This is a genomic window from Staphylococcus sp. AtDRG32 (assembly GCF_004365845.1).
GTDB lineage: Bacteria > Bacillota > Bacilli > Staphylococcales > Staphylococcaceae > Staphylococcus > Staphylococcus hominis.
On record NZ_SODE01000006.1, the window covers coordinates 41,829 to 66,027 of the forward strand.

At 31.7% G+C, this 24,199-nt stretch carries 21 protein-coding genes; 14 read left to right on the forward strand and 7 right to left on the reverse strand.

The window, feature by feature from the left end; genetic code table 11:
* Positions 1–2 precede the first annotated feature (2 nt).
* Positions 3–1,043: a C45 family autoproteolytic acyltransferase/hydrolase gene (locus BDW25_RS08640; RefSeq protein WP_133945426.1), complete on the reverse strand. Its 1,041-nt coding sequence runs from the start codon at positions 1,041–1,043 to the stop codon at positions 3–5.
* A gap of 279 nt (positions 1,044–1,322) precedes the next feature.
* On the opposite strand from BDW25_RS08640, the gene BDW25_RS08645 reads away from it, so the two are divergent.
* Positions 1,323–1,496, forward strand: a complete 174-nt coding sequence (locus tag BDW25_RS08645) for a hypothetical protein (RefSeq protein WP_002450085.1) — start codon at positions 1,323–1,325, stop codon at positions 1,494–1,496.
* Between the two features lie 122 nt (positions 1,497–1,618).
* Positions 1,619–2,665, forward strand: coding sequence for a 6-phosphogluconolactonase (gene pglS, locus BDW25_RS08650; RefSeq protein WP_002450080.1), 1,047 nt, complete (start codon positions 1,619–1,621; stop codon positions 2,663–2,665).
* 57 nt (positions 2,666–2,722) lie between these two features.
* On the opposite strand, the gene BDW25_RS08655 is transcribed toward pglS, so the two are convergent.
* The 3 genes from BDW25_RS08655 to BDW25_RS08665 form a co-directional block, all read right to left on the reverse strand.
* Positions 2,723–4,105, reverse strand: coding sequence for an aldehyde dehydrogenase (locus tag BDW25_RS08655; RefSeq protein ID WP_002450045.1), 1,383 nt, complete (start codon positions 4,103–4,105; stop codon positions 2,723–2,725).
* 178 nt (positions 4,106–4,283) lie between these two features.
* Positions 4,284–5,213: a manganese-dependent inorganic pyrophosphatase gene (locus BDW25_RS08660; RefSeq protein ID WP_002450056.1), complete on the reverse strand. Its 930-nt coding sequence runs from the start codon at positions 5,211–5,213 to the stop codon at positions 4,284–4,286.
* Positions 5,214–5,261: 48 nt separating this feature from the next.
* Positions 5,262–5,822 (reverse strand): cysteine hydrolase family protein, encoded by a 561-nt coding sequence (locus BDW25_RS08665; RefSeq protein WP_002450084.1) that lies wholly within the window; start codon positions 5,820–5,822, stop codon positions 5,262–5,264.
* Between the two features lie 133 nt (positions 5,823–5,955).
* On the opposite strand from BDW25_RS08665, the gene BDW25_RS08670 reads away from it, so the two are divergent.
* The gene (locus BDW25_RS08670; RefSeq protein ID WP_208318185.1) at positions 5,956–7,038 is read left to right on the forward strand and encodes a glycosyl hydrolase family 28-related protein; all 1,083 of its coding nucleotides are present in this window, start codon (positions 5,956–5,958) and stop codon (positions 7,036–7,038) included.
* A 240-nt stretch (positions 7,039–7,278) separates the two neighbouring features.
* Positions 7,279–8,838 (forward strand): SLC13 family permease, encoded by a 1,560-nt coding sequence (locus BDW25_RS08675; RefSeq protein WP_002450079.1) that lies wholly within the window; start codon positions 7,279–7,281, stop codon positions 8,836–8,838.
* Between the two features lie 180 nt (positions 8,839–9,018).
* Here BDW25_RS08675 and BDW25_RS08680 read toward each other — a convergent pair whose 3' ends face one another.
* On the reverse strand, positions 9,019–9,819 hold the full coding sequence (locus BDW25_RS08680) for a prephenate dehydratase (protein ID WP_002450078.1): 801 nt from the start codon (positions 9,817–9,819) through the stop codon (positions 9,019–9,021).
* Positions 9,820–9,849: 30 nt separating this feature from the next.
* Complete coding sequence (locus BDW25_RS08685; protein ID WP_133945430.1) at positions 9,850–10,917, reverse strand: nitric oxide synthase oxygenase; 1,068 nt, start codon at positions 10,915–10,917, stop codon at positions 9,850–9,852.
* A 178-nt stretch (positions 10,918–11,095) separates the two neighbouring features.
* On the opposite strand from BDW25_RS08685, the gene BDW25_RS08690 reads away from it, so the two are divergent.
* The 10 genes from BDW25_RS08690 (at position 11,096) to BDW25_RS08735 (ending at position 22,459) form a co-directional block, all read left to right on the forward strand.
* Positions 11,096–12,565, forward strand: a complete 1,470-nt coding sequence (locus BDW25_RS08690; protein WP_133945432.1) for a nicotinate phosphoribosyltransferase — start codon at positions 11,096–11,098, stop codon at positions 12,563–12,565.
* On the forward strand, positions 12,558–13,394 hold the full coding sequence (gene nadE, locus BDW25_RS08695) for an ammonia-dependent NAD(+) synthetase (protein ID WP_002455110.1): 837 nt from the start codon (positions 12,558–12,560) through the stop codon (positions 13,392–13,394). The genes BDW25_RS08690 and nadE overlap by 8 nt, the downstream gene beginning before the upstream one ends.
* A gap of 110 nt (positions 13,395–13,504) precedes the next feature.
* The gene (locus BDW25_RS08700; protein WP_037555679.1) at positions 13,505–14,110 is read left to right on the forward strand and encodes a DUF2179 domain-containing protein; all 606 of its coding nucleotides are present in this window, start codon (positions 13,505–13,507) and stop codon (positions 14,108–14,110) included.
* The gene (locus tag BDW25_RS08705; RefSeq protein WP_002455112.1) at positions 14,091–14,273 is read left to right on the forward strand and encodes an NETI motif-containing protein; all 183 of its coding nucleotides are present in this window, start codon (positions 14,091–14,093) and stop codon (positions 14,271–14,273) included. Before BDW25_RS08700 ends, BDW25_RS08705 begins: the two co-directional genes overlap by 20 nt.
* A 222-nt stretch (positions 14,274–14,495) precedes the next feature.
* Positions 14,496–15,791: an adenylosuccinate lyase gene (gene purB, locus BDW25_RS08710; protein ID WP_002450041.1), complete on the forward strand. Its 1,296-nt coding sequence runs from the start codon at positions 14,496–14,498 to the stop codon at positions 15,789–15,791.
* A 103-nt stretch (positions 15,792–15,894) separates the two neighbouring features.
* Complete coding sequence (locus BDW25_RS08715) at positions 15,895–16,197, forward strand: YerC/YecD family TrpR-related protein (RefSeq protein ID WP_002488068.1); 303 nt, start codon at positions 15,895–15,897, stop codon at positions 16,195–16,197.
* 159 nt (positions 16,198–16,356) lie between these two features.
* Positions 16,357–17,049: a heptaprenylglyceryl phosphate synthase gene (gene pcrB / locus BDW25_RS08720; protein ID WP_133945434.1), complete on the forward strand. Its 693-nt coding sequence runs from the start codon at positions 16,357–16,359 to the stop codon at positions 17,047–17,049.
* A complete protein-coding gene (gene pcrA / locus BDW25_RS08725) occupies positions 17,049–19,241 on the forward strand; it encodes a DNA helicase PcrA (RefSeq protein WP_002455114.1) in 2,193 nt (730 codons plus the stop codon). The genes pcrB and pcrA overlap by 1 nt, the downstream gene beginning before the upstream one ends.
* Positions 19,242–19,244: 3 nt before the next feature.
* Positions 19,245–21,248 carry an NAD-dependent DNA ligase LigA gene (ligA, locus tag BDW25_RS08730; protein ID WP_002455115.1) on the forward strand — a complete coding sequence of 668 codons (2,004 nt, stop codon included), beginning with the start codon at positions 19,245–19,247 and terminating at the stop codon, positions 21,246–21,248.
* A gap of 11 nt (positions 21,249–21,259) precedes the next feature.
* Positions 21,260–22,459, forward strand: coding sequence for a CamS family sex pheromone protein (locus tag BDW25_RS08735; RefSeq protein ID WP_049417644.1), 1,200 nt, complete (start codon positions 21,260–21,262; stop codon positions 22,457–22,459).
* Positions 22,460–22,518: 59 nt separating this feature from the next.
* Here the strand turns inward: BDW25_RS08735 and putP are convergent, their stop codons facing one another.
* Positions 22,519–24,057, reverse strand: a complete 1,539-nt coding sequence (gene putP / locus BDW25_RS08740) for a sodium/proline symporter PutP (RefSeq protein WP_133945436.1) — start codon at positions 24,055–24,057, stop codon at positions 22,519–22,521.
* Positions 24,058–24,199: the final 142 nt, after the last annotated feature.

Genomic DNA, 24,199 nt, shown 5'->3' on the forward strand with positions numbered 1-24,199 from the left:
TATTAATACGTAGCAAATGTTAAATCAGTATCTAGCTTTCCAGTAAATTCTATTAAGTCAAGTTCATGACCCTCTAACCATGACTGAAAGTCGATAGATAGAGGGGGGTTATTCTCACCTAATGTCATCCAAGCTTTTAAATGTTTAGGTTCATACATTGATGTATGAATCGTTCCTGACCAACTTTTAAACAACTTACTATAAATATTATATTTAGGATCATTAAAAAGTTTAAACGCAGTATATTTATCTATACCTTCTGAAGTTTGACTAATTGTGCGAGCAAGACGTTCTTTAGATTCTTTGGTATAGTTACGATTTTCATGTGTTAATATTTCAAAGTGATTAGTACAAACTTTATCATATCTAACATCAAATGAGCGTGGCGTAATTTCAACAATTGCATGATTTAAATGCTTATCCATTAAAATATAACTAAATGAACTTCTATGGGGTAACTCTTTTAGAAATTGAATTGCTTCTTTTACATCTTTACAATATTCTAAGACTAGTCGTCCTACCATATAACATACAAATCCATTTGCAGGATGCTTACGGTGCATAAAATTATATCCCATCACAAGACCTGCTTCATTCATGCCATCCATACGACCAGTTACTCTAGAGGTTGGTCCTATTTGCGCGAGTCCACCATCATTTGGTTGATAAAGAAGATATCTACCATCATATGTAGCAGGATGATAGTCATAATTACGAACCATATAATCTTTACCTTGAAAAACTGTACATCCACTTTCATTTAAATCAGTAAAACGATAGTGACCGAAATTTAAAATCATTTGTTTGGTCGGTAAATTTAATATCTCTTGCATTCCTAATAATTCTTCCCAGATTTTTGGTGCATACGTTTGGAAAATGCTATATGTTTCATTAACATCAATGTCAAAACGAGGTATACGCTTCTTCCATTCACGTTCTCTATTTTCTAGTAAGGGCGTCTGTTTTAACCACTGAGCAGTTTTGATACCTAAATCAAAATGTGATCCGCGAAAGGTCATAATATCTGACTTAACTTCTTGCATGAAAAATCCTCCTATCATTTGTTTTATTATTTATATTGAACAATAATTTATATTAAATTTAAAGCCTTATAATGTTTATTTATATATGATAGTAATTCACTGTGTAAATAAGACCAATGTCATTCATTATAAATAAAGAAAAAATATTTGATTTTTTAAAAATCTTTAATTTTAGGTTTGAAATAATATATAAAAAGGTATGTATTTAATCATAACGTTAACTATGTTAAAATTATTTAATGTAAACGTATTTATTTTAAGTACAGGGGTGAAACATAAATGTGGGATTTCATTAAAGGTTTATTTAAATTCTTATTAAGCTTTACAGCTATTACAGCACTAGTTGTTGGTGTAGTAGTAGTAGTATTTGGCTTTATTTTCAAAAAAGACTTTGAAGATATCGAAAGAAAAACAAAAGAAATCGTATCTGATATTGAAAGCAATAATGCTTAATGCAACGATGTACCATATACCAGTAATTTCATTTGAAGTTACTGGTTTTTTTTATTACTCTTAAATAAATACAATTAGCTAGTATAAATGTTAATAATATTGAATATAATGGAGGTATTAAAATGACAACCAAAGGTTATGTGGGGTCTTATACAAAAAAAGAAGGTAAGGGTATTTATATATTCGAACTTAATGAAGATAATGGAGAAATACAATCAGTAGATACAGGATATGATATCGAAGCATCGACTTATCTTGCTCAAACTGAACAATTTTTGTATGCAATTACTAAAGAGAATGAGGCATGTGGTGTGGCTGCATTTAAAAAAGACGAGAATGGACAGCTTACACTCATTAATAAATGTTTAGCTTCAGAGAATGGAACAGGGTGTTATATTTCTGTTTCTAGTGATCATAACTTCTTATTCGAAGCGGTTTATACTGCTGGAATAGCACGTATATATCAACTTAATCCTGAGACAGGCGAAGTGGTAAAATTAATTGAAGAGTTAGAACATAGTTATCCAACTGGAACACATGAGCGTCAAGATCATAATCATATTCATTTTATTAGAGAAACCCCTGACCATAAATATGTAGCTGTGACTGATTTAGGTGCAGATAAAATTGTAACATATACATTCGGAGTTGAAGGGTTTAAAGAACATGCGGTATCAGAATTCCATGCTGAAGATGGACCGCGTCATATTGAATTCCATAATAATGGGAAATACGCGTATGTTGTTCATGAGTTATCTAATAGAGTAAGCGTTGTACAATATCATGATGGAAAATTTGAAGAAATTGAACGTCATTTAACGATTCCTGAAGATTTCACTGAAGAAACTAAATTAGCAGCTGTGAGACTATCTCATGATGAACAAAATTTATATATTAGTAATCGTGGACATGATAGTATAGCGATATTTACAGTAGTTGACGATGGAAAAGGAATTAACCCGGTTGAAATAGTAAAAAGCGGGGGAGAATTTCCAAGAGATTTTAATATTACTGAGTCAGATGAATACCTTGTATGTGCACATCAAGAAGGAAATTACGCGTTAACAGTATTTAGACGTGATACAAATAGTGGTATGTTGATTGCTACTGACAATCAGTATACCGCACCTGAAGGTGTATTTGTTGATTTCTTGAATTCATCGTTATAGATAAAAAATACCCCTATAATGTAAACACTTGTAAAGTGAGCCATTATAGGGATTTTTTTATAAGTTTTTGAAAAATGTTCTAATATATTTGAATTTACCTTTATAAGGGGGATAGATAATACTCGAATCTAGTCGAGTAGATTTAAAAATATATGATTTCATATGACTAAATGTATCAAATGAATATTTGCCATGATATTCGCCAATTCCTGAAGCACCTACGCCACCAAAGGGTAAATTTGGGTTAGCTAAATGCATTAAAGTGTCATTGATTGCACCGCCACCAAATGACAATTCTTCTAGCACACAGTTCGTTGTATTTTCATCTTCACTAAATAAATATAAGCTTAGAGGTTTAGATTTGCTTTGAATAATATCTATCGCTTCATTAAAATCATCGTAGACGATGATTGGTAATAATGGACCAAAAATTTCTTCTTCCATAATTTTAGATTGTGGAGTAATACCGTCTAAAATTGTAGGTTCGATATATTGTTCATTTTCATCCGTATGCCCACCAAAAATCACTTCATTACGATGTATTGCTAATAATTCAGAAAGTCGATTGAAATGTTTTGTATTAACAATACGTCCAAAATCAGGGCTATTTTGAATATTTTTGCCATAGAATTCTTCAATAGATTGTTTAAATGCTTGAATTAATTCATTTTTAACTTTTCTATTCACTAAAATATAATCTGGCGCTACGCAAGTTTGACCAGCATTGGTGAATTTACCGAAGCTAATACGATCACTTGCTACTTTAATATTAGCAGTTTCATCTACAATCACTGGTGATTTACCACCAAGTTCAAGTGTGACAGGAACTAAATTTTTACTTGCTGCTTCGTAAACAATTCGACCTACATTTTCGCTACCAGTAAAGAATATATAATCAAATGGAAGATTGATTAATGTTTGAGTTTCTTCAACGCCACCTTCAACGACAGCTACAAAATCGCTTGCAAACACATCTTCAATCACTTTTCGCACTACTTGTGCAACATGAGGAGTAAGTTCAGAAGGTTTAATGATGGCGTTATTACCAGCTGCTATAGCACCAATAAGAGGTTCGAATAAAAGTTGTACAGGATAATTAAATGGACCGATAATTAATATTGTCCCATAGGGCTCAGGCTTAATATAACTCTTTGATGGAAACATAAATAGTGGTGTATCTACTTGCTTAGTTTTAGCCCAGTTTTTTAATTCTTTACGAGCTGTTTTTATACTTTTTAAAAGTATACCAATTTCAGTAGCATACGCTTCTACTGAACCTTTCCCTAAGTCTATTTTTAACGACTCTAATAATTCTGTTTCATGGTCTTTAATACTTTTACTTAATAGTTTTAACTGTTGTTTACGAAATTTGATATCTTTAGTTTGATGTGTTTTAAAAAACTGTTTACTTTCTTGAAATTGTTTTTCTATTAAATTCAATTGTAGTACCTCCTGTACAGTCAATCCCAATACCGTTATAGGTGTAGTTGACTATATAATTTTAGTTAAATGTATCCAAGGTTAAAACATTTGAATGAATGATTAAAATAAATTAAAAAAGGCTGAGAGTTAAGTAACCTACTATCTCAGCCTTATTATATATGAATTAAAATATGAATTATTTAGTTAAAATTTCAGTGATTTGAGGTACAACTTGTTTTTTACGAGAAACTACACCTGATAAGAAAGCCATACCATCATCTAATTGAACATTGAAGGCTTGACCAACTTTATCCTTTTCAGCCCCGACAACTAAAATTTTAGAATCACTGTTAATAATATCAGTGACAACTAATACAAATAAATCATATTTTTCGTTTGCACTTGTTTCTAACATTGCTTTTTCCAATTCATCTTTACGATTTAAGACTTCATCAATATCTACAGTATTGACTTGAGCAATACGAGTAACATAATCTCCCATATTAAATGATTTAGCATCCATATTTAATAACTCTTCAGCAGATTTATCAGTTGTTGAAGCACCTGCTTTCAACATTTCTAAACCATATTCATCTAAATCGACATTAGCAATGTCTTTTAATGCTTTAGCAGCATTTACATCTTCTTCAGTACATGTTGGAGATTTAAATAATAAACTATCTGAAATAATAGCTGAAATCATTAATCCAGCAATTTCAGGTTTAATCTTAAAGTTACGTTCTTTATACATTTTATAAAGAATTGTAGCAGTACAACCTACAGGTTCTGCACGATAGTATAAAGGACCTGCTGTTTCAAAGTTCGCAATTCTATGATGATCTACGACATTCACAATATTCGCTTTAGCAATAGTTTCAGCACTTTGTTGGAATTCATTGTGGTCAACTAAGATAACGTCTTGACCTTCTAAATCATCATTTAATAAAGTTGGTGCATCAACTTTAAAATGATCTAATGCATATTTTGTTTCAGCACTCACTTCACCTAAGCGATAAGGAGTTGCTTCAGAATTTCCAGTTTGTTGTTCAAAATCAGCCATTATAATAGCTGAAGATATTGCATCTGTATCCGGATTTTGATGTCCAAAAATATAAGTTTTTGCCATTGATTTATTCACCCTTAATTTTTAAATTTATCCTTATTTTAGCATGTTTTAATTGATAACTTCTACCTTTGCACCTAATGAGTTTTTAAAATGAGCTAAAGCGAACTGATGACCCTCTTCATTAAATGAGGCAACACCTTGTTCAGGGATAATAATATGATAGCCTAAATTATAAGCAGAAATTGCTGTATGGAGTACACATATATCAGTACATACACCTACAATTTCAACAGTATCAATATGTCTTTCTCTTAATAAACTATCTAAAGCAGTACCATAAAAAGAATCATAACGTCGCTTATCTAAATAATGTACAGTATCTTCATTTTTATATTTATCAAAAAATGATTTTACCTTACCATATAATTGACGACCTGAAGTGCCTTCAATGTTATGTGGTGGGAATAATTTAGTTTCAGGATGATACGGGTCTTCTTCAAAATGTAAATCCATCATGAAAAAGATATTATCATGTTGATGTTGATATTGATTGAGTCTTTCTACAATAAACTGTTCAATATCTTGGCCTGGTTTACCACAAGTTAATCGGCCGTCATCAGCGATAAAATCATAAGAATAATCTACAACAATCAATGCTTTGTTAGTCATAATAAACATCCCTTTCTTAATAAATGTTTGAATACCTTAAAAAATGTATAATATTAAATTATAAATATAGTATAGCTATACACCATTATGGTTACAAATATATTTAATAACAACATAAGATAGGGGATAAAAAATATTGATCAATGCACAGGATTTTGGTTTAAAAGGAAAACATAAACGAAGAGATACTAAAGCTATACAAAAAGCACTTAATGCCGCAAGATACGGAGAACATACAGTTTATATACCATCTGGGACTTATTATATTAGTAAAGCATTAGTGATATATGATCATACCACTTTAATATTAGAAGATGATACCATCTTGCAGCGTCACTCGAGAGATGCATTGTTAAAAAATGGTAAAAAATTTGGTTTCTATCATGGATATCAAGGAAATGGGCATATTAAAATAAAAGGTGGTATATTTGATATGAACGGTTCAAAGTACCCCTACAATAATACCGCAATGTCTATAGGTCATGCTGAAGATATCGAGTTAATAGATATTACAGTACTTGATGTTGTAGGTGGACATGCACTAGATGCTTGTGGAATCAATGGTTTATATATTAAGGACTGTAAGTTTAAAGGCTTTTTTGATGTAAATGGTGATCGCTCATTTTCTGAAGCAATTCAATTAGACATTCAAGTGCCTGGGTCATTTCCTAAATTTGGTACGACTGATGGCACGATTACCAAAAATGTTGTCATTGAAGATTGCTATTTTGGAAATTCAAACCAACCTAAAATGCAAGCTTGGAATAGAGCGATAGGCTCTCATGCCAGTCTTTATAATCGCTTTTACGAAAATATTCATATAAGGAATAATGTGTTTAACGGAATGAATGAATATGCATTAACTCCGTTAAAATCAAAGACAATGTTTATCTCAAATAATACCTTTATAAATTGTAATGGTGGTATTCGTTTTCTTGGAGTTAAAGATGGAAAAAATGCGGCTGATGTTTCTACAGGACAAGTTCAAAAAACTCAAGCTGGAGATAATTTGACTGTAACCGGTAATCATTTCAAAGGAGAAATGAAAAGAGATGCTATACACGTGAGAAGTTATAATAATGTAAAACATACTAATGTTTTTATTGCAGGTAATTCGTTTAATCATTCGACACAAAGATTACATTTAGAAGATATTTCTAATTTGACATTTAATCAAAATGATAAAGTTAAAGTTAAAAAAATTAATATTGATTAGTATTTAATTTAAAAAGGTATAATTATAGATGAAAAATAAATGATACGCGCTTTATTATGATATATAATAAAGCGTTTTCTTTTATGTTATAATATCATTATATATTTTCAAAAAAGTCAGATTTCTATGAGGCTTGTTTGCAATATAATAGATATCAAATCAACTTTGTTGAGATGATGCCATATTTCTAAAAATAGAATATATTAAGTTAAGTTTCTAATTTTAAAGGGGGAGAATTAGATGACTAAGCAATCAGGTTTTCGAAGAAATGCACAATACTTAACATTTTTTTCTAAAAAAGATCATACAAATCAATCTTATTCTATGGGGCAATTATTGGGGCTCATTTTAGGACCGTTATTGTTTGTTCTTATCTTATCATTCTTTCATCCAGTAGAACTTCCTTTCAAAGGGGTATATGTTTTAGGAATTACGGTGTGGATAGCTATTTGGTGGATTACAGAAGCGATACCAATTGCTGCAACGAGTTTTTTACCACTCATACTTTTGCCTTTAGGACATGTACTTTCGCCTGAACAAGTCTCTTCTGAATATGGTAATGATATTATCTTTTTATTTTTAGGTGGTTTTATTCTTGCAATTGCTATGGAAAGATGGAATTTACATACACGTGTAGCTTTAACTATTATTAGATATATTGGAGCAAGCACGAGTAAAATATTATTAGGCTTCATGATTGCTACAGGATTCCTATCAATGTTTGTATCAAATACAGCGGCTGTTATGATAATGATACCTATTGGTTTAGCAATTATTAAAGAAGCGAATGAGTTGAAAGATGATGACGTTAAATCAGATAGTATTTCGAAGTTTGAAAAATCACTTGTCTTAGCTATTGGTTATTCTGGGACCATCGGAGGATTAGGTACACTTATTGGAACACCGCCACTCATTATACTAAAAGGACAATTTGAACAACATTTTGGACAAGAAATTAGCTTTGCTAAATGGATGATTGTTGGTATTCCTACAGTCATTATTTTAATAGCATTAGCATGGGCTTATTTAAGATTTATCGCATTTAGACATGATTTGAAGTATTTACCGGGTGGTCAAACATTGATTGAAGATAAACTCAATCGTCTTGGTAAAATGTCTTATGAAGAAAAAGTGGTTCAAGCTATTTTTATTCTTGCAAGTTTACTATGGATAACAAGAGAATTTATTTTAAAAAATTTTTCAATAACATCTGAAGTTGCAGACGGTACAATTGCAATATTTATTTCTATTTTACTTTTTATATTTCCGGCTAAAAGTAAAGAAAAGCATAAGCGAATTATTGATTGGGAAGTGGCAAAAGAATTACCATGGGGTGTACTTATATTATTTGGTGGAGGCTTAGCTTTAGCAAAAGGAATTTCAGAAAGTGGTTTAGCAAAATGGCTAGGTGAGCAACTAAAAATGTTAGATGGGGTGCATCCACTAGTAATAGTTATTGTCATTACAATATTTGTGTTATTTTTAACAGAAGTGACTTCAAATACAGCAACTGCTACAATGATTTTACCTATTCTTGCTGCGCTATCTGTAGCAGTAGGTGTACATCCAATGTTATTAATGGTACCCGCAGCTATGGCAGCAAACTGTGCTTACATGTTACCAGTAGGAACACCCCCAAATGCTATTATATTTGGATCAGGTAAGTTGAGTATTAAAGAAATGGCTAAAGTAGGAGTTTGGGTTAATTTAATTTCTGCAGTGATTATTATAGTAGTTGTTTATTTCTTAATGCCATATATTTTAGGATTTGATATTTCTGACACATTAAATTTAAAATAAAATTAAATATCTTGAAATCATATATTCACTATGTACGTTTTATCTTAATATTTTAAATAAATATACAAAAAATGCCTGGGACATCATGAGTTCATGAGTGGTCCTAGGCATTTTTAATATGATGCGGTTAGGTTTTCAGAATGAAAGGATACATTTAACACAAATATTGTCCACTCCCTTTTATTGACGATGAAAAGCACCAATAATTTTCACTGAAAAATCTAATGTTTCTAATATCGATATAACTTTATTCAAATTATCTGATAGCCCGGTATCTGCTTGTACAAAGAAGCGATACATACCCAGTTGAGTTTTCAGTGGTCTTGATTCAATCCATGATAAATTAATATCAAATAATGCAAATGTAGTCAGTATACTTGCCAGTAATCCAGCTTTGTCATACTTAGGGGTAATTAATAGCATTGTGTTATTCGTTTTAGACTCAAAGTTATTATCATTTTTTATGACTAAAAAACGTGTAACATTATGCGGGTAATCTTGAATATTACTCTCTATAGCAGTATAACCGTACATTTCACCACTACCTACTGGGACAATGGCTGCTACATCTGAGGAGATTTTTTCTAATCCTTGAATCGTACTGTCAACATAATCGTAAGAAAATTGATGTTTGTGAATGTATTGGCTTGTTTGACTGATGGCTGGTGCGATAGAGTATACCTTTTTTATATTTTCTATCTTTGAGTCCCTTGTCGCATATAAACCAAAATTAATATCTAAATGTATTTCTCCATGTGCAAAAACATGTTGTTGAGCCAGTGCATCTGCCACAATGTTTATAGTTCCTTCAATTGAATTTTCTATGGGTACAATTGCTACAGATTGAGCGTCACTATTTACTGCCTTAATGACTTCGTATAAATTAGACTTTGGTATGAAGTTAAAATTATCTTTTGAAAAATATTTTTTAGCGGCTAAATATGAAAATGTACCTTCGGGACCTAAATAATATAAATGCATGATGAATTGTCACCTCATGAATCTTGTACATTAGTGGACTGGACATTTCATCGGTGTCGCTTTTTTATAATGGAAATTAGGATCTTTAATAATATTTTTGTATCCATGATGATAATTAGCAGTTAACGTTGGCGATAACGGTGGGGCTAACCATGACCATTTTCCAGTAACATCACGATGATGCTGTTCCTCTTTTTCTTCAAATAATTCAAATTGTTTAGCAGCAGTTAAGTGGTCAACAATAGAAACACCCTGTGATTTAAAAGAGTGATAAACTGCATAATTTAATTCTACTAATGTACGATCTTTATTAAATGAATTATTTTTAAGTGTACCAAATTCAAATGTTTCTGCAACTTTTTCAAGCAAATTATAGCGGTAAGTATCAGTAAAATTACGAACTGCAATTTCAGTAACCATGTACCAACCATTAAAAGGAGCAGTTGGATATGTAATTCCACCTATTTTCAAATCCATATTAGAAATAATAGGAACACCATACCATTTTAAATGTAAATCTTTCAGCTTTGGAAATTGATCATGTTCTATATCTACTTCTTTAATCAATGAAGCAGGAAATTCATGATATTTTATAGGTGAATTTGGTAATTGATAAATAAGAGGAAGCACGTCAAAGTCTGAACCTTTGCCTTTCCATCCCAAATGATTAGCTAATTGTGTTATCTCGCGTTCTGATGGATCACCTTTATCTTCATATCCTGCGTAACGTATTAATTGATTGTTATATATTTTAGGTGCATCAGTTGAAGAAAATATAGTGATATATGGTTTGATTTTACCGCCATTTGTTGCTTTGTTTAAATGATTATGAAGCGCATCTAAGAAATGTTGTTCTGTATAACTATCTCGTGCATCCACAACATTTAATGATTCCCAAAATAAGCGCCCGACACATCGATTGGAATTACGCCATGCCATTTTAGCGCCATAATTTAGTTCTTCATAAGTATGTGTATAGGTACCTGTCCGATTGATTTCTTTCTCTATCTCAGTGATACGTTTAGAAATAGTATGATTTGAGTAATTTAATTCACCATACATAGTTTGGATAAAATTTGTAGCTTCTTCTAATAGCATATAATCACCTCAATAGTATTATAAGCGAGAAACTGATATAACACATACAATAAATACTTGTGTCATGAATTTGTCGAATTAAAAAAATTTAATTTTTAAATTAAAGACTATTATCGAAAATACTCACTATTACTGAATTGTGATAAAATATACAAAAAGGTTGTTAGGAGAGATGAGGATGTATCGTTACGAAGATGATAGTTTAATGTTACATAATGACTTATATCAAATAAATATGGCAGAAAGTTACTGGAATGACGGTATTCATGAAAGAAATGCAGTGTTTGATTTGTATTTCAGAAATATGCCATTTGGAAGTGGATATGCTGTTTTTAATGGGTTAAAAAGGATGATTCAATTTATAGAAAACTTCCATTTTAGTGATTCTGATATCGAATATTTACAATCAATAGGATATAAAAATGATTTTTTAAAATATCTTAAAAATTTGAAATTTACAGGGAATATTCGCGCGATGCAAGAAGGGGAATTGTGTTTTGGGAATGAACCATTATTACGAGTAGAAGCGCCATTAATTCAAGCTCAACTTATTGAAACGATTTTACTTAATATTGTAAATTTTCATACGCTTATTACAACGAAAGCTAGTAGAATTCGTCAAGTTGCACCACAAGATACGTTAATGGAATTTGGTACACGACGTGCACAAGAAATTGATGCCGCAGTTTGGGGAGCACGTGCAGCATATATTGGTGGGTTTGATTCAACAAGTAATGTCCGAGCAGGCAAATTATTTGGTATTCCAGTTTCCGGAACTCATGCTCATGCACTAGTTCAAACATATGGTGATGAGTATAAAGCATTTAAGATTTATGCAGAACGACATAAAAATTGTGTGTTTTTAGTAGATACGTTCCACACTTTAAAATCAGGGGTACCAACTGCAATTAAAGTTGCAAAAGAATTAGGAGATTCCATTAATTTTATAGGTATAAGATTAGATTCTGGTGACATTGCATATTTATCGAAAAAAGCTCGTCGTATGCTTGATGATGCAGGCTTTAAAGACGCAAAAATCATTGCTTCAAATGATTTAGATGAGCAAACAATTACCAGTTTAAAGGCACAGGGTGCAAAAGTAGATTCTTGGGGTATAGGGACTAAATTGATCACGGGTTATGATCAACCAGCCTTAGGAGCAGTTTATAAGCTTGCCGCTGTTGAAAATAATGAAGGTGAATATGTAGATCGTATCAAGCTATCAAATAATGCGGAAAAAGTTACTACGCCTGGTAAGAAAAAAGTATATCGTATTATTAATACTAAAACTGGCAAGGCTGAAGGTGACTATATCACGCTTGAACATGAAAATCCTAATAAAGAAAAACCATTAAAGATGTTCCATCCAGTTCATACTTATAAAATGAAACATGTTAAGCATTTTGAAGCAATTGATTTACATCATTCAATTTTCGAAAATGGTAAATTAGTTTATGACTTACCAAGTGAAAAAGAAACTCAAGATTATTTAAAACAATCATTATCACAATTGTGGGAAGAAAATAAACGTTATTTAAATCCACAAGAATATCCAGTAGATTTAAGCACAAGTTGTTGGAATAATAAACAAAAGCGCATTCTTGAAGTGACAGAACATGTTAAGGAAATGGAGGAAGACAATGACTAATTTACAAGATATCGTAGTAAAAGAAATGAAAGTAAAGAAACATATTGATAGTCAACAAGAAATTCGTGAGATTATCCAATTCATTAAAAACTATGTTCAATCACATACATTTATTGAGTCATTAGTACTTGGCATATCTGGTGGTCAAGATTCTACACTTACTGGTAAATTAGCGCAATTAGCAGTTGAAGAACTCCGTAAAGAAGGAAGAGAATGCCAATTTATAGCAGTTAAACTTCCCTATGGTAAACAAAAGGATGCTGATGAAGTAGAAGATGCACTTCATTTTATTCAACCTGATGAAGTGATTACAGTTAATATTAAACCAGCAGTAGATCAAAGTGTAGCATCATTGAAAGAAGCGGGTATTGAACTTACAGATTTCCAAAGAGGAAATGAAAAAGCAAGAGAGCGCATGAAAGTACAATTTTCTATTGCTTCAAATCGTAGTGGTATTGTTATAGGAACGGACCATTCAGCTGAAAATATCACAGGTTTTTATACTAAATATGGTGATGGTGCTGCTGACATTGCACCTATCTTTGGACTAGATAAACGCCAAGGTAGACAGCTTTTAGAATATTTAGAAGCGCCAACACATTTATATGAAAAAGTGCCTACTGCTGATTTAGAAGATGATAAACCTCAATTACCTGATGAGGAAGCATTAGGGGTAACTTATAATCAAATTGATGACTACTTAGAAGGCAAAGAAGTACCAAGTGATGCAAAAACAACGATAGAGAATCATTATGTTAAAAATGCACATAAAAGAGAATTAGCATATACTCGCTATACTTGGCCTAAACATTCACATACAAAAGAATAAATGAATACTTTAATAATTAAATGATTTAATTACTATTAGTTTTTAGTGACAAAATTATTTGTGACTGATAAAATTATTTCGAATTTTAGTTAAATGAAATGAGGAATAATATGTCAGTAATAACGTCAAATCCATGGATAATGATATTAGCGATATTCATCATTAACGTTTTTTACGTTACATTTCTTACAATGCGCACAATTTTAACGTTAAAAGGATATCGTTACATGGCAGCAGTAGTGAGTTTTCTTGAAGTTTTAATATATGTTGTTGGATTAGGGCTAGTGATGTCTAGTTTAGATCAAATTCAAAATATTATTGCATATGCCTTTGGATTCTCAATAGGTATCATTGTTGGAATGAAAATTGAAGAAAAGCTTGCATTAGGCTATACAGTTGTAAACGTAACATCTGCAGAATACGACCTTGATTTACCTAAAGAGTTACGAAATTTAGGTTATGGTGTTACTCACTATGAAGCACATGGTAGAGATGGAAGTCGAATGGTAATGCAAATTTTAACACCTAGACGTTATGAACGAAAATTAATGGAAACTGTTCGTAGTTTAGATGAAAAAGCATTTATCATTGCGTATGAACCTAGAGCTATTCACGGTGGATTCTGGACTAAAGGTGTTCGAACTAAGAAAGTAAAAGCATATGAAGTAGAAGAAATAGAAAGTGTTGTGGAACATAGTGAAGTTCAAGGTAAATGAAAATGAAACTATTTCAGATTGTATTGCACGTATGAGAAAAGAAGGATACATGCCAGTCAGACGTATTGAAAAACCTGTTTACTTTGAAGATAAACAAGGAAATATAAAGATATTACGACAAGATATTCAATTTGTTGGTAAGAAAATAGAAAATGACATTTAATAACTGCTCATATATGGGTCTTTGACAATTTAGAAGTCAGAGACCTTTTAATATTTTTATAAAGTTCGTAAACCTATATTCAATTAGAATAAAAAATCTTTATACTTTTAGTATAGAATCTGTTAAACTATAAATATAGAGTTAAATACGAACTATTTTACTTAAAAATGATTTAATGTACAGCTTTTTATAAAAATAATTACATAAGATAGGAGTTTAATAATGATTGAACGTTATTCAAGAGAAGAAATGTCTAGTATTTGGACAGACCAAAATAGATATGAAGCATGGTTAGAAGTGGAGATTCTTGCTTGTGAAGCCTGGAGTGAATTAGGATATATTCCTAAGGACGACGTAAAAAAAATTCGTGAAAATGCTAAAGTGGATGTCAATCGTGCAAAAGAAATTGAACAAGAAACACGTCATGATGTAGTAGCATTTACAAGACAAGTATCTGAAACACTTGGAGAAGAACGTAAATGGGTTCATTATGGATTAACTTCTACAGATGTTGTAGATACTGCATTAAGTTATGTAATTAAACAAGCGAATGAAATTATTGAAAAAGATATTGAACGCTTTATTAAAGTACTTGAAGAAAAAGCTAAAAAATATAAATATACATTAATGATGGGTCGTACACACGGTGTTCATGCTGAGCCAACCACTTTTGGCGTAAAAATGGCATTATGGTATACAGAAATGAAACGTAATTTAAAACGTTTTAAAGAGGTACGTAAAGAAATTGAAGTTGGGAAAATGAGTGGCGCAGTAGGAACATTTGCCAATATTCCTCCTGAAATTGAAAGTTACGTTTGTAAACATCTTGGAATTGACACAGCCCCTGTATCAACTCAAACACTTCAACGTGATCGTCACGCTTATTACATTGCAACTTTAGCGTTAATTGCGACATCATTAGAAAAATTTGCTGTGGAAGTTCGTAATTTACAAAAAACTGAAACGAGAGAAGTTGAAGAAGCATTTGCAAAAGGTCAAAAAGGATCATCAGCAATGCCGCATAAACGTAATCCAATCGGTTCAGAAAATATTACAGGTATTTCAAGAGTGATTCGTGGTTATATTACAACTGCCTATGAAAATGTCCCATTATGGCATGAACGAGACATTTCTCATTCTTCTGCAGAGCGAATTATGTTACCAGATGTAACAATTGCATTAGATTATGCTTTAAATAGATTTACTAATATTATCGACCGTTTAACAGTATTTGAAGATAATATGAGAAATAATATTAATAAAACATTTGGTCTTATTTTTTCACAACGCGTTTTACTTGCATTAATTAATAAAGGTATGGTTCGTGAAGAAGCATACGATAAAGTACAACCTAAAGCGATGAAATCTTGGGAAACTAAAACACCTTTCCGTGAACTTATAGAACAAGATTCAACCATTACAAATGTTTTATCTAAAGAAGAATTAGACGAGTGTTTTGATCCAAAACATCATTTGAACCAAGTCGATACCATTTTCAAACGTGCTAATTTAGAATAGTTACTAATATAGTTTTAGCATGTTCAATTGAAATAACTACACTTTAATTAATTAATGCGTTAAAATATAGTTATATTTAATTTGAAAATAGGGGTTGCTTGAGATGCAAATTGAAAAATTAAGAGGAGAAGCATTGGATGAATTATTTGATGCCATCTTAACACTTAAAGATAGAGAAGAATGTTATCAATTCTTTGATGATTTATGTACAGTCAATGAAATTCAATCTTTATCTCAAAGACTTCAAGTTGCTAAAATGATAAAGCAAGGTTTTACTTATGCAACTATAGAACAGAAATCTGGTGCATCAACAGCTACGATATCTAGAGTTAAACGCTCACTGCAATGGGGTAATGATGCGTATACAATGATTTTAGAGAGATTAAATGTTGAAACAAAAGAATAAATAAAGAGAGACAATTGCTTAGCTAAAAATAGCAATTGTCTCTTTTTTGTGAATATAATTTTTACAATTTGTACTAGTATAAACTTAGTGTATGGATTTAGAATTGCAAAGGTAAAAATGCTATAATTTAGTGTATGTTAAAAGAAGGAGTTATGGATAATGTATGACATTAGAAAGTGGCAGCATGTATTTAAACTTGATTCTGCCAAAGAGATTAGCGACGAAAATTTAGAAGCCTTATGTATGTCAGATACTGATGCCATCATGATTGGTGGGACAGACGATGTAACTGAAGATAATGTCATTCATCTTATGAGTAGAGTTAGAAGATATCCATTACCTTTAGTACTAGAGGTTTCAAATTTAGATAGCGTAATGCCTGGCTTTGACTTTTATTTTATACCCTCAATATTAAATAGTAATGATGTGACATACCATAATGGTTTGCTTCATAAAGCATTAAAACAATATGGTCATATGATTAATTTTGAAGAAGTGATGCTTGAAGGGTATGTCGTTCTTAATCCAGATAGTAAAGTAGCCAAACTTACGCAATCAAATACTCAGTTAGATGTTGAAGATATTGAATCTTATGCTCAACTCGTTGAAGAAATGTATAAGTTGCCAATTTTGTATTTAGAATATAGTGGTACATATGGAGATAAAGATATCGTAAAAGCCACTTCCCAAATGTTAACCCATACACAATTATTTTATGGTGGTGGTATTAGTTCTTTAACTGAAGCTAAAGAAATGAAAAATTATGCCGATACAATTATTGTAGGTAATATTATATACTCAGATATTAAAAAAGCTTTAAAAACTGTAAAAATAAAGAAGGAGTCGAAATAATGAATGCTCTAGTAAGTAATATGAATAAAGAACAAAGTGAAGCAGTTAGAACGACAGAAGGTCCTTTGCTTATCATGGCTGGCGCAGGGTCAGGTAAAACAAGGGTGTTAACACACCGCATAGCCTACTTATTAGATGAAAAAGATGTTTCTCCGTATAACATTTTAGCTATTACGTTTACTAATAAAGCTGCAAAAGAAATGAAAGAGCGTGTGGAACACTTGGTTGGTGAAGAAGCTCAAGTGATTTGGATGTCAACATTCCATTCAATGTGTGTAAAGATTTTAAGAAGAGATGCAGATCGTATTGGCATTGAACGCAACTTTACCATTATTGACCCAACTGATCAAAAATCTGTAATTAAAGATGTACTTAAAAATGAAAATATTGATAGTAAACGTTTTGAACCGAGAATGTTTGTTGGTGCCATCAGTAATTTAAAAAATGAATTGAAAACGCCCGAAGATGCGATGAAAGAAGCAAATGATTTTCATTCACAAATGGTTGCAACAGTATATAGTGGATACCAACGTCAACTATCTAGAAATGAAGCATTGGATTTTGATGATTTAATCATGAAAACGATTCGTTTATTTGAACGTGTACCAGATGCATTAGAATACTATCAAAATAAATTTCAATACATCCATGTAGATGAGTATCAAGATACAAATAAAGCACAATATACACTTGTTAAATTACTTGCAAGTAAATTTAAAAATTTATGTGTTGTAGGTGATTCTGATCAATCAATATATGGATGGCGTGGTGCAGATATTCAAAATATACTATCTTTCGAGGAAGACTATCCTGAAGCAAAGACTATTTTCCTAGAACAAAATTATCGATCAACAAAAACCATTTTAACAGCTGCAAATGAAGTGATTAAACATAATACTGAACGGAAACCTAAAGGGTTATGGACCGCAAATAATGGTGGAGAAAAGATTAAATATTATGAAGCGATGACTGAACGTGACGAAGCAGAATATGTAGTTCGTGAAATTATTAAACATCGTAAGTCTGGAAAAGACTATAATGATATGGCAATTTTGTATCGAACAAATGCACAATCACGTGTGTTAGAAGAAACATTTATGAAATCAAATATTCCTTATACGATGGTTGGTGGCCAAAAGTTCTATGATCGTAAAGAAATCAAAGACCTGTTAAGTTATTTAAGAATAGTGGCAAATAGTAATGATGATATTAGTCTTCAAAGAATTATTAATGTTCCTAAAAGAGGGATAGGGCCATCATCAGTTGATAAAATTCAACGATATGCACTAGATAACAATATTAGTATGTTTGATGCATTAGGAGAAGTGGATTTTATAGGGCTCTCTAAAAAAGTAACTCAAGAATGTATACAATTTTATGAAATGGTTCAAAACTTAATTAAAGAACAAGAATTTTTAGAAATTAGTGAGATTGTTGAGGAAATACTTGAAAAATCAGGTTATCGTCAAATGTTAGAACGTGAACAAACAATTGAATCACGTAGTCGTCTTGAAAATATTGATGAATTTATGTCTGTACCTAAAGACTATGAAAAAGATACACCTTTAGAAGAACAATCATTGATTAACTTTTTAACTGATTTATCACTTGTCGCAGATATTGACGAAGCACAAATTGATAGTGGTGTAACGTTAATGACCATGCATTCTGCAAAAGGATTAGAGTTCCCAATTGTATTCTTAATGGGTATGGAAGAATCACTTTTCCCTCATATTAGAGCAATTAAAAGTGATGATGACCATGAGATGGAAGAAGAAAGACGAATTTGTTATGTAGCCATTACACGTGCAGAAGAAGTGTTATATATTACACATGCGACTTCTCGTATGTTATTTGGACGTTCACAAGCAAATCTACCATCACGCTTCTTAAAAGAAATCCCTGAAGAATTATTAGAAACACCAGCAAAATCAAAACGACAAACAATCACTTCTAAGTCAACTACACCGTCAAAACGTGGTTTTAGTAAACGTACGACTTCTACTAAAAAACAAGTATCTGCTTCAGATTGGAAGGTAGGAGATAAAGTGACACATAAATCATGGGGCGAAGGTATGGTGAGCAATGTAAGTGAAAAAAATGGCTCTGTTGAATTAGATATTATATTTAAATCTGAAGGTCCTAAGCGTTTATTAGCTCAATTTGCGCCTATCGAAAAAAAGGAGGATTAGTAAATGGATAACATTCAAAATCGTGTCAATGAACTGCATGATTTATTAAATCAATATAGTTACGAATATTATGTGAAAGATAATCCTTCTGTACCTGATAGTGAATATGATAAATTATTACGTGAATTAATTGATATTGAAAATGCACATCCTGAACTAAAAACTGACGATTCTCCAACAGTTAGGGTTGGTGGAGAAGCTCAATCATCATTTGAAAAAGTAAATCACGAAACACCTATGCTTAGTTTAGGTAATGCTTTTAATGAGGAAGAACTAAGACGTTTTGATGAACGTATTCGAGAACATATTGGTAACGTGGAATATATGTGTGAGCTAAAAATTGATGGTTTAGCAGTTTCTTTAAAATATGAAGATGGACGATTTGTGCAGGGATTAACGCGAGGAGATGGGACCACAGGAGAAGATATTACAGAAAATCTACGTACTATTCATGCGATTCCTCTTAAAATTAAAGAACCTTTAAATGTTGAAGTTCGTGGAGAAGCATATATGCCACGTCGTTCCTTTATGAGATTGAATGATGAGAGAGAAAAAAATGAAGAACAACCATTTGCTAATCCACGTAATGCAGCAGCAGGTTCTTTAAGACAATTAGATCCTAAATTAGCTGCTAAACGTAAACTAAGTGTCTTTTTATATAGTGTAAATGATTTTACAGATTTTAGCGCTACTACTCAAAGTGATGCATTAGATGAATTAGATCGTTTAGGGTTTAAAACTAATCATGAACGTGCACGCGTAGAAGATATAGAGGGTGTACTAGAATATATTAAAAAGTGGACTAAACAACGTGAACAGCTATCTTATGATATTGATGGAATTGTTATTAAAGTGAATGATCTTGATCAACAAGACGAAATGGGATTTACTCAAAAATCTCCACGTTGGGCAATCGCTTATAAGTTTCCAGCTGAAGAGGTTGTCACAGAACTTAAAGATATTGAATTAAGTATAGGACGTACTGGCGTCGTTACACCGACAGCCATTTTAGAACCTATTCGTGTTGCGGGTACTACAGTTTCAAGAGCATCACTTCATAATGAAGATTTAATTAAAGAACGTGATATTAGAATCGGTGATAGCGTTATAGTGAAAAAGGCTGGAGATATTATTCCTGAAGTCGTAAGAAGTATTATTGACCGTCGTCCAAATGATGCAAAACCATACCATATGCCAACGCATTGTCCAAGTTGTGGTCATGAATTAGTGCGTATTGAAGGAGAGGTTGCGCTTAGATGTATCAATCCAAAATGCCAAGCGCAACTTGTGGAAGGATTGATTCATTTTGTTTCTCGACAAGCGATGAATATAGACGGACTAGGAAATAAAATCATTCAGCAACTGTATCATCATCAGCTTATTAAAGATGTAGGTGACATTTTTTATTTAACTAAAGAAGATTTATTGCCTTTAGAACGAATGGGCACAAAAAAAGTAGAAAACTTATTAAGCGCTATCGAACATGCAAAACAAAATTCTTTAGAACATTTATTATTTGGTTTAGGTATACGACATCTTGGCGCCAAAGCAAGTCAAATTTTAGCAGAGAAATTTGAAACCATGGATCGTTTACTTAAAGTAACAGAAGAAGAACTGGTAGCGATCCATGATATTGGAGATAAATTAGCACAATCTGTAGTAACGTATCTAGATAATGAGGATATTAAAGCACTTATTGAAAAATTAAAAGATAAAAATGTCAACATGACATATAAAGGTGTTAAATCCTCTGAAATTGAAGGACATCCGGAATTTCAAAATAAGACTATTGTTCTTACTGGAAAATTACAACAAATGACACGTAAAGAAGCAACAACATGGTTAGAAATGCAAGGTGCTAAAGTAACAAGTAGTGTAACTAAAAGTACAGATTTAGTAATAGCTGGTGAAGATGCTGGCTCAAAATTGTCTAAAGCTGAACAATTTGGTACAGAAATATGGTCCGAATCACAATTTATTGAAAAACAAAATGAAATAGCAGAATAGAGGAGAACGTAATGAAGCGGTTATTATTATTAGTTATAACGTCGCTTATGATATTGACAGCGTGTGGCAATGGGAATGATAAAAATAGTCAGTCAAATAATAAGCAACAAGAACAAAATTCAAATAATGTAAAAACAGTTGCCACTGATCAAGAAGTTCAAGGAGATAATTATCGTACAATCTTACCATTTAAAGAAAGCCAAGCTCGTGGAGTATTACAAGATAATATGGCTAATAGCTATAATGGTGAAGATTTCGAAAATGGTTTATTACATCTAAGTAAGTCTGTATTTCCAACTGATAATTTTTTATATCAAGATGGGCAGTATTTAGACAAAAATACAGTTAACGCATATTTAAATCCCAAGTATTCTAAAGACGAAATTGATCACATGAGTGAAAGTGAAAAAGAATCAAAAAAAGCTACTGAAAATTTAGGTCTTAATCCATCACATGATGGAGAAACTAAACCAGAAAAAATAGCAGAAAGCTCTCCTGCTTATTTATCTAATATCTTAGAACAAGATTTTTATGATACAAATGATACAAAAGGAAAAAAAATTAAAGGCATAACAATTGGTCTTGCTATGAATAGTGTCTATTATTATCAAAAAGAAAAAGATGGAGAAACATATAGCAAATCGCTAGATAATAAAGAAATTGAAAAACAAGGTAAAGCAATGGCTCAAGAGTTACTTACACGCCTTAGAGCAAATAAAGATTTGAAAAATATTCCAATTCACTTTGCAATATATGTTCAATCGAGTCAAGATGCAATTACGCCAGGACACTTTATTGCTAATACGATTGTTGATGATAAACAAACTAAAATTAATAAATGGAATAAAATTGATGAGATTTCAGCACTTTTACCTTCAACAGAAGCAGAAAAATATGACAAAAATCTAAATAATAACTTTAAACAATTTAATGACGATCTTCAATCTTATTTCTCTAATTTTACTCAAGCAATTGGAAAAGTGAAATTTGTAGATAAGAAACCTAATAGACTAGTGATTGATTTGCCAATCGATTACTATGGTCAAGCTGAAACAATAGGAATTACACAATATGTAACAGAACAAGCTAAGAAATATTTTGATAATATAGATAGTTACGAAATTCGTATAAAAGATGGTAACAATTCAAGAGCACTTATTAGTAAAACAAAAGATGACAAAGACCCACAAGTCCATATTTATAGTAATTAATTAAAAAGAGGTTGTGACACGTCGTGTCGCAGCCTCTTTTTAATTTTCAATAAATTAATTTATTTTTCGCGAACAATTGTTTTAACTTGATTTAACTGTTGTTCAATAGAATAGTCTGATTTATAGGTGAAGATGCTAACAAGGTATGTAACGATTACACTACTAATAAAACCAGGTATAATTTCATACATGCCAAATAGTTCATTAATATTAGCAAGTGGTTTAACCCAGACAATCCAAATAATGACTACGAGAGCTCCAGCAATCATACCACTTATCGCACCCTCACGTGTTAGTTTTTTCCAATATAAAGAAAAAAGAACAAGTGGGCTAAATGCTGCACCAAAACCTGCCCAAGCATTTCCGACTAGGTTTAATATGGTGTCATTAGGAGACCATGCAATAGCAAGAGCTACAATGGCTACAGCTAACACAGACAATCTGCCTACCAGTACAAATTCTTTTTGATGTGATTGAGCATGTTCTTCACCGCGAATGAGCTTATAGAAATCTTCTGTAAGTGAGCTTGAAGTCACTAATAATTGTGAAGAAATTGTACTCATAATAGCAGCTAGAATGGCAGCAAGTAAGAATCCACCTACTAAAGGATGGAAAAGAACTTGGCTCATGATAATAAATAATGTTTCTGGATCGTCCATTTTAATATGATTTTTCGAAATAAAAGCAATTCCAGTTAACCCTACACCCACAGCTCCAAGTAAACCTACAGTCATCCAACTTATTCCTAAGCGTCGTGCTTTAGGTAAAAGTTTGTGAGATTTAATAGACATAAATCGTACAATAATATGAGGCTGACCAAAATAACCTAATCCCCATGCAAATAATGAAATCATACCTAAAAAAGTAGTACCTCTAAATAAATCCATATTAGTTGGTTTCATTTCAGCTACTTGATGGAATGTATCCCATCCACTAAGTTGTATCAAAGCAACTATTGGTACCATTACCATTGCGATAAGCATGATAACCCCTTGGAAAAAGTCAGTAATAGAAACAGCTAAATATCCTCCGAAAAAGGTATATAAAATAACGATAATTGCGACTGAAATCAGTCCCAAATGATAATTTAATCCAAATGCGCTTTCGAATAATTTACCTCCAGAAACAAAGCCAGAGTGAGTATATAAAGTGAAAAAAATAACAATAATAAGACCAGAAATAATTTTAATGATACTATGTTTATCATTAAGACGGTTTTTGAAAAAATCAGGGAGCGTAATTGCATCTCTAGCAACTTCTGTATATACTCTAAGCCTTGGTGCAACAACGAGATAGTTAACATAGGCGCCAATAGTTAAACCAATTGTAATCCATATTGTCGATAAACCTGTGCTATAAACAGACCCTGGAAGTCCCATAATCATCCAACCACTCATATCTGAAGCACCGGCTGATAAAGCAGTAATATATGGGCCTATATTCCTCCCACCTAACATATACTCACTTAAATTGCCGGTTGCCTGTTTATAACCATAGTAACCAATCACTAGCAGAATAATAAAATAGATTGCAATCATAATATAAGTCTGCCAGCTTGTGTTAGCATGAGTACCTAAATTTGCACCTAATACAAACATTGTAATTACCCCCTTTAAAACTTTTAAATTTATGTTTTTCAACACCATTGTACTGAGAAAAAGAAGTGATGATTTTTAAATTAGTTACATGTAATATTATACAATGATATTTATAGATTGGAGAAGTAAAATTTTATCTATA